We start from the raw sequence: 7,157 nt of genomic DNA, 5'->3' as shown, positions 1-7,157 counted from the left end.
CGACTGACCGTCGACTGGGCGCGATGTTGCTCCGCGTACGCCGAGTCGGCGCAATGTTGCTCCGCGTACGCCGAGTCGGCGCAATGTTGCAGCCGTGGCGCGACGACCGGGGATCGCCGCGAGGCAGTCGTGTGCCCCAGCCAGCGCTCCAGCGCGGCGAGCGACACACGACCCGACCAGCCCGCGCACCCCGGCCGACTGGGAGCCGGGTCGTGGGTCGCGGACCGCGCCATGGCGCAGCCTCCGGCACACGACCCGAGCACCGGCACCAGCCCCGCAACATCACGCCGACTCGACGTACGCCGTGCAACATCGCGCCGACTCGGCGAGGCTCAGACCGCCACAGCCGTGATGACCCGAGCCCGACCGACCGGTTCGCCCCACGCCCGCCGGGTGCGGAGCAGCCGGGCGGTGGACCACGCGAGGAACGGCACGGCCACGAGCACGGAGACCTGCCACGCGTCGACGTTGGCGAGCCCGGAGAAGACCAGGCCGGTGACGGTCGTCGAGAGGGCGAGCCGGGCGGAGTAGCCGACCATCACCACCGGCGGTGCCGGCGTTGCCCGGGCCGAGCGGAGGTCGACCGCGAAGGGGCGCTGGTCCGACCAGCGCAGTGATGCCGCCACGACCTGCAGGGTCACGACGACCAGGGTGCAGACCAGCGCGGTCAGCTCGGCGACCGACGGCACCCCGGCGCGGACGGCACCCAGCAGGACCGTCACGAGCGACGCCGCCAGGAGGAACTCACCCAGCACCCACGCCCGCGCGTCGAAGACCGTCTCGGGCGGCACCGGCAGGCTCTCGCGCCACAGGCCGCCGCGGCCGTCGAGGCACCACGCGTTGACGCCCCACAGCAGCGCGCCGCCCGACGCCACCAGCCCCGGCAGCACGGTCAGCTGCGCCCACGGCAGGTTGCCGGCGAGGGCAACGAGACCGGGCGCGAGGGCGAGGACGGCGACGCCGCGTCGCATGGGCACGGCGCGCCACACCGACGCGCGGTCGGTCCGCACCAGCTGCCCCCACGCGGATCGCGCGAGCCTTCGGACGGGGTGGTGGCCGCTCTCGACGTCGAGCTCGTCCTGCGGGATCCGGTGCGCGGCGATGTGGGCGGGCACCGCCCCGAGCACGACGGCACCGACGAGCATCGCGAGCACCACCCCCACGGTCAGCGCCCAGCGTCCGACCGAGTCCGACACCATCCCGACCACCACCCAACGCGTCGGCAGCTCGTCGAAGACCTGGAGCAGCCGGCCCGAGATCTGCAGGCCGAGGGTCGCCCCGAGCACCCCGACCGTCAGCGCGCGGATGCCGACGATGCCGTGCGGGACGCGACGTACGCCCTCGAGGATCCACGCCAGCACCTGCGCGATCGCGGTCGCGGCGCCGAGCCAGAGCACGACGACCACCTGCGCCTGCGCGAGGTAGAGCTTCGGTCCCAGCGCGAAGGCGGTGACGGCCAGCAGCGCCCAGGCCTGGAGCAGCCACGCGATGTTGAGCGGCGCCAGGAGCAGCGCGCCGAGGTGGTCGGTGGTCGGGCTGATGGGATGTACGGCGGCAGGGTCGCGCGCGAGCAGCTCCCGGCCGCCGCCGCTCGCCGTGGCCGACACGATCGTGAGCGCGAGGAAGCCGGTCAGCATCGTCGGCAGCAGGAGCAGCAGGTCCAGGGCCCGTCCGGAGCCGGCGCCCGCGCCGGGCACGAAGGCCGGCGCCACGGCTGCCCCCAGCGTCACCACGACGAAGGCAGCGAGCGCGACGACCCCCGCGCGCCGGCGTCGCAGCGACGCCGTGCGGAAGCGCACCAGGTGACCGACGTCGGCCACCGCCCGCCGGGTCTCCGCGACGAAGCCGGCGCCGACCCCGACAGGGGACGCAGCGTCAGTCGAGGAGCCCGCGGTAGGCACGCGCCCCCTCCTCGCCCGCCATCTCGCCGGCACTCACGGTCGCGACGGCCGAGCCGCCGCGCAGCACGCTCACGGTCGTGCAGGACTGCACCGCCAGCTCACGCAGGTGCGTCGAGACCAGCACGCAGGCGCCGCGCGCGCGGGCGTCGCTGATCACGTCGAAGGTCGCCTCGACCCCGATCGGGTCGACACCGTCGAAGGGCTCGTCGAGCAGCAGCACCTCGGGCTCGTGCAGGGCCGCGAGCAGCACCGAGAGCCGCCGGCCCATGCCGTGCGAGAAGCCTGCGGTGACGCGGTGGGCGACGTCGCCGAGCTCGAAGCGCTCCAGCAGGTCGCGCGCCCGCTCCTCCCAGTGGTCCATGCGGCGCAGCCGGGCCGCGAGCTGCAGGTGCTCCCACGGCGTCGCGCGCGGCACCAGCCCGCCGACGTCGGGGCAGTAGCCGACGGCCTGCTTCACGCGCAACGTCTCGGTGCGTACGTCGTGCCCCGCGACCAGCACCCGGCCCGCGGTCGGCGGGACGACGCCCGCGAGCACGCGCATCGTCGTGGACTTGCCGGCGCCGTTGCGGCCGAGCAGCGCGGTGGCCTGGCCCGCGTGGGCCCGGAGGTCGACACCGGACACGGCCTCGACCTCGCCGAACCGCACGTGCAGCGAGCGCACGTCGACGACGGCCGGGGAGTCGGTCACCGCCCCATCCTCGCGGACCAGCGAGCCGCGCACAGCAGTTCCGGGCGCAGGATCCCCAAAATCAGCCGATCGGGCAGTTCCGGGTCCGCACCCGAGGCGCCGCGACGAGCACCGCCCCGCCCGGGAGACCCGGACGGGGCGGTGGTGGAGCAGCAGCGATCAGGCGGGGAACGAGCCGCCCGACGCAGCGAGGTCACGCAGCCACGGGGTGGGCGCGAAGCGCTCGCCGTAGGTCGCCGCGAGCTCGTCGGCCCGGGCGCAGAACGCCTGGAGGCCGATCGTGCCGTCCTTGCCGACGTAGCCGGTCATGAACTGCGCAGCGCCACCGGTCATCGGCGGGAAGCCGATTCCCATGATCGAGCCGATGTTGGCCGCGGCGGCGGACGTGATGACGTCCTCCTCGAAGCACTTGGCGGTCTCGAGCGCCTCGGCGAAGAGCATCCGGTCCTTGACGTCCTCGATGGAGGGCTGCTCCTCGGCGACCGGGAAGAGCTCGGCGAGGCCGGCCCACAGGGACTGGCGCGAGCCGCTCTCGTCGTAGTCGTAGAAGCCGGCGCCGCGCAGGCGACCGGGACGACCGGCCGCGAGCATCTGACCGACGACCTTGGTGCCGGGGTGCTCGGTGTGCGGGGTGCCGTCGCGCTCGGCGGCCTCCCGCGTCGCCGTGGCGATCTTGTCCATCAGCTCCATGTTGAGCTCGTCGGTCAGCTGCAGCACGGGCGCGGGGTAGCCGGCCTGCGAGGTGGCCCGCTCGATCGTCCAGGGGCGCACGCCCTCGGCGACCATCGCGAGGCCCTCGTTGACCATGAAGCCGATGACCCGCGAGGTGTAGAAGCCACGGCTGTCGTTGACGACGATCGGCGTCTTGCGGATCTGCTGGACCACGTCGTAGGCCTTGGCCAGCGCCACGTCGGAGGTCTCCGCGCCGCGGATGATCTCGACCAGCGGCATCTTGTCGACGGGGCTGAAGAAGTGCAGGCCGATGAAGTCCTTCGGGCGGTCGACGCCCTGGGCCAGCTCGGTGATCGGCAGCGTCGAGGTGTTGGAGCAGAGCAGCGCGTCGGGGTTGACGAACGGTGCGATCTCGGCGAACACCTTGGCCTTCAGCGAGGGGTCCTCGAAGACGGCCTCGATGACGAGGTCGCAGCCGGCGAGGTCGGCGGGGTTGCCGGTCGCGGTGATGCGGCCGAGCAGCTCAGCCTTCTTCTCCTCGGTGGACTTGCCCCGCGAGATCGCCTTGTCGAGCAGCTTCTCGCTGTAGGCCTTGCCCTTGGCGGCGTTCTCGTCGGAGACGTCCTTGAGCACGACCTCCATGCCCGCGCGGGCACAGGAGTAGGCGATGCCGGCACCCATCATGCCGGCGCCCAGGACGCCGACCTTCGTGGCCTTCCAGGGCTCGATGCCCTGCGGGCGCAGCGAGCCGGAGTTGATCGCCTGGAGGTCGAAGAAGAACGCCTGGATCATGTTCTTCGAGCCCTGGTTGACGATCAGGTTCGTCAGGTAGCGCGACTCGATCCGCGAGGCGGTGTCGAAGTCGACCTGCGCACCCTCGACCGCGGCGCTGAGGATCGCGCGGGCGGCGGGGTAGACCGCACCCTTCGTCTGCTTGCGCAGCAGTGCCGGGAAGGCGGGCCGGAAGCCGGCCAGCGCGGGCGACTTCGGGCTGCCGCCGGGCATCTTGTAGCCGGGCAGGTCCCACGGGTTGGCCGAGGCGTCGGGGTTGGCCTTGATCCACGCCTTCGCGGCGGGCACCAGGTCCTCGCGGGTCGGGACCAGCTCGTCGACCAGGCCCTTCTCCTTGGCAGCAGCGGGCTTGAAGCGGGTGCCCTGCAGCAGCACGTCCATCAGGCCCGACTGGATGCCGAGCATGCGCACGACGCGGGTCACGCCGCCGCCGCCGGGGAGCAGGCCCAGGCTCGACTCAGGCAGGCCGATCTCGACCTTGTTGTCGTCCACGATGATCCGGTGGTTGGCGGCCAGGCAGATCTCGAGGCCACCACCGAGCGCGGCGCCGTTGATCGCGGCGACGACGGGGCGGGGGAACTTCTCGATCCGGCGCAGGCCGGCCTTGACGCCCTCGGCCATCGCGAAGACCGACGCGGCGTCGTCCTTGGTCGCGGTGACCATGCCCTTGAGGTTGCCGCCGGCGAAGAAGGTCTTCTTCGCGCTGGCGATGACGACGCCGGTCACGCTCTTCTCATCCTGGGCCACCTCGTCGTAGAGGCGGTCGACGGCCGCGGCCATCGAGGAGATGTAGAGCTCGTTCATCGTGTTGGCGCTCGACGACGGGTCGTCGAGGGTCAGCGTGACGATGCCGTCGGCGTCACGCTCGTAGTGCACGGAGGTCTCGGTAGCGGTGGTGCTCACGTGGTGGGTTCCTTCGGTGTTCGAGAGAGAGGAGTACGTCGAGGGGGTCGGTGGTCCTCAGACCAGCTCGACGATGGTCGCGATGCCCATGCCGCCGCCGACGCAGAGCGTGGCGAGGCCGCGGCGCAGGTCGCGACGCTGGAGCTCGTCGATCAGCGTGCCGAGGATCATCGCGCCGGTGGCACCCAGCGGGTGGCCCATCGCGATCGCACCGCCGTTGACGTTGGTGATCTCGTGGCTGATGCCCATGTCGCGCATGAAGCGCATGGCGACCGCGGCGAACGCCTCGTTGATCTCGAAGAGGTCGATGTCGTCGACCGTCAGGCCGGCCTTGGCCAGCGCCTTGCGGGCGGCGGGCGCCGGTCCGGTCAGCATGATGACCGGGTCGGCGCCGGAGACGGCCGTGGCGATGATGCGGGCGCGGGGGGTGAGGCCGAGGTCCTTGCCGACCTGCTCGGAGCCGATCGCCATGATCGCGGCGCCGTCGACGATGCCGGACGAGTTGCCGGCGTGGTGGACGTGGTTGATCTTCTCGATCCAGTGGTACTTCTCGAGCGCCACGTCGTCGAAGCCCGCGTCGCGACCGATCTGGGCGAACGACGGCTTCAGGCCGGCGAGGCCCTCGGGGCTCGTGTCGGGGCGGATCGTCTCGTCGTGGTCGAGCACGGTCAGTCCGCTGATGTCCTTGACGGGCACGACGGCGTCACCGAAGTAGCCGTTGGCCCAGGCCTTGGAGGCACGGTGGTGCGACTCGGCGGCGTAGGTGTCGACGTCGTGGCGGTCCCAGCCCTCGATCGTCGCGATCAGGTCGGCGCCGATGCCCTGGGGCACGAAGCCTGCCTTGAAGGCGGTGGCCGGGTCGGAGGCCCACGCGCCGCCGTCGGAGCCCATGGGCACGCGGCTCATCGACTCCACGCCGCCGGCGAGGATCAGGTCCTCGAAGCCACCGCGCACGCGGGACGCCGCCTGGTTGACGGCCTCGAGGCCCGAGGCGCAGAAGCGGTTGAGCTGCACACCGGCGACGGTGTCGGGGTAGCCGGCTGCGAGCGCCGCGGTCTTGGCGATGTCGCCTCCCTGGTCGCCGATCGGCGACACGACACCGAGCACGACGTCGTCGACGCGGTGCGGGTCCAGGCCGGGGTTGCGGTCCTTGACCGCGTCCAGCAGGCCGACCACGAGGTCGACGGGCTTGACCTCGTGGAGGGAGCCGTTGGCCTTGCCCCTGCCGCGCGGCGTGCGGATGTGGTCGTACACGAATGCTTCTGCCATGACCGTCCTCGGTGTTGTCTGCACGTGCCTGCGCCCGAAGGAGTCGGACGACGTTTGATTGTGACACTATTACTGTCAGTGTCGTCAAGGGCAGGCCGCATGTGGTCTGGCTCACGCACCCGACACACCGACCCCACACGCATCCGGGAGGAGGCTCGATGACCTCGGAGTCCGTCGCCGACCAGGTCGGGGAGCTGCGTGGTCTGCTCACGCTCGACGAGCTGACCAACCGGGTCGGCATGAGCGTGCGCAACGTGCGCTTCTACACCACCAAGGGCCTGGTCCCGCCGCCGTTGCGCCGGGGCCGCTCGGGCTACTACACCCCCGACCACGTCGCCCGGCTCGAGCTGGTCCAGGAGCTCCAGAGCCACGGCTTCACGCTGTCGGCCATCGAGAAGTACGTCGCCGGGCTGCCCGACGACGCCAGCCCCGAGGACATCGCGCTGCGCCGCTCGATGCTCGCGCCCTGGCAGGCCGACCTGCCGGTCGAGCTCTCGCGCGCCGAGCTCGAGGGACGAGTCGACCGCACGCTCAGCAGCGACGACCTCGAGATCCTCACGGCGCTCGGCATCGTCTTCCCGAGCAAGCGCGGCCACTACGAGGTCGCGCTCTCCCAGCTCTCGGTCGGCCTCGGCCTGCTCGACCTCGGCTTCCCGCTCGAGGCGGCGATGGCCTCGGCCGCGATCTACCGCCGCCACGGCCAGGAGATCGCCCACGAGCTCTACGACGTGTTCCGCCGGATGGTGTGGCCGGTATACCAGGAGTCCGGAGCCTCCCCCGAGACGATCCAGGAGGTCGTGGAGCGCCTCAAGCCGCTCTCGATCGCCAGCCTCGTCTCGGCCTACGAGGCCGGCATGGACGAGACCAAGCGGGAGAACATCAAGCGCAAGGCGCAGCGGCGCGGCTGATCCCGGGTGAGCGGTGGGCCCTGG

General features: G+C 71.9%; 6 protein-coding genes. 1 reads left to right on the top strand and 5 read right to left on the bottom strand.

Annotated elements, in window-relative coordinates:
* From RMN98_RS05630 to RMN98_RS05610, 5 genes are all read right to left on the bottom strand, one after another.
* On the bottom strand, window positions 1–233 hold a 233-nt coding region (locus RMN98_RS05630), incomplete at its 3' end, for a hypothetical protein (protein WP_309647825.1).
* A gap of 99 nt (window positions 234–332) precedes the next feature.
* Window positions 333–1,901 (bottom strand): hypothetical protein, encoded by a 1,569-nt coding sequence (locus RMN98_RS05625; RefSeq protein ID WP_309647824.1) that lies wholly within the window; start codon window positions 1,899–1,901, stop codon window positions 333–335.
* Window positions 1,876–2,589 (bottom strand): ABC transporter ATP-binding protein, encoded by a 714-nt coding sequence (locus tag RMN98_RS05620; RefSeq protein WP_309647823.1) that lies wholly within the window; start codon window positions 2,587–2,589, stop codon window positions 1,876–1,878. Before RMN98_RS05620 ends, RMN98_RS05625 begins: the two co-directional genes overlap by 26 nt.
* 159 nt (window positions 2,590–2,748) lie before the next feature.
* A complete protein-coding gene (locus tag RMN98_RS05615; protein WP_309647822.1) occupies window positions 2,749–4,956 on the bottom strand; it encodes a 3-hydroxyacyl-CoA dehydrogenase NAD-binding domain-containing protein in 2,208 nt (735 codons plus the stop codon).
* 57 nt (window positions 4,957–5,013) lie between these two features.
* Window positions 5,014–6,225 (bottom strand): acetyl-CoA C-acetyltransferase, encoded by a 1,212-nt coding sequence (locus RMN98_RS05610; RefSeq protein WP_309647821.1) that lies wholly within the window; start codon window positions 6,223–6,225, stop codon window positions 5,014–5,016.
* A gap of 158 nt (window positions 6,226–6,383) precedes the next feature.
* Here RMN98_RS05610 and RMN98_RS05605 point away from each other — a divergent pair, with 158 nt between their 5' ends.
* Window positions 6,384–7,133: a MerR family transcriptional regulator gene (locus tag RMN98_RS05605; RefSeq protein WP_309647820.1), complete on the top strand. Its 750-nt coding sequence runs from the start codon at window positions 6,384–6,386 to the stop codon at window positions 7,131–7,133.
* Window positions 7,134–7,157 lie beyond the last annotated feature (24 nt).

This window comes from Nocardioides sp., assembly GCF_031397825.1.
Taxonomy (GTDB): domain Bacteria; phylum Actinomycetota; class Actinomycetes; order Propionibacteriales; family Nocardioidaceae; genus Nocardioides.
The sequence above is the reverse complement of the archived record's forward strand: the minus strand, read 5'-3'. Positions and strand labels throughout refer to the sequence as shown.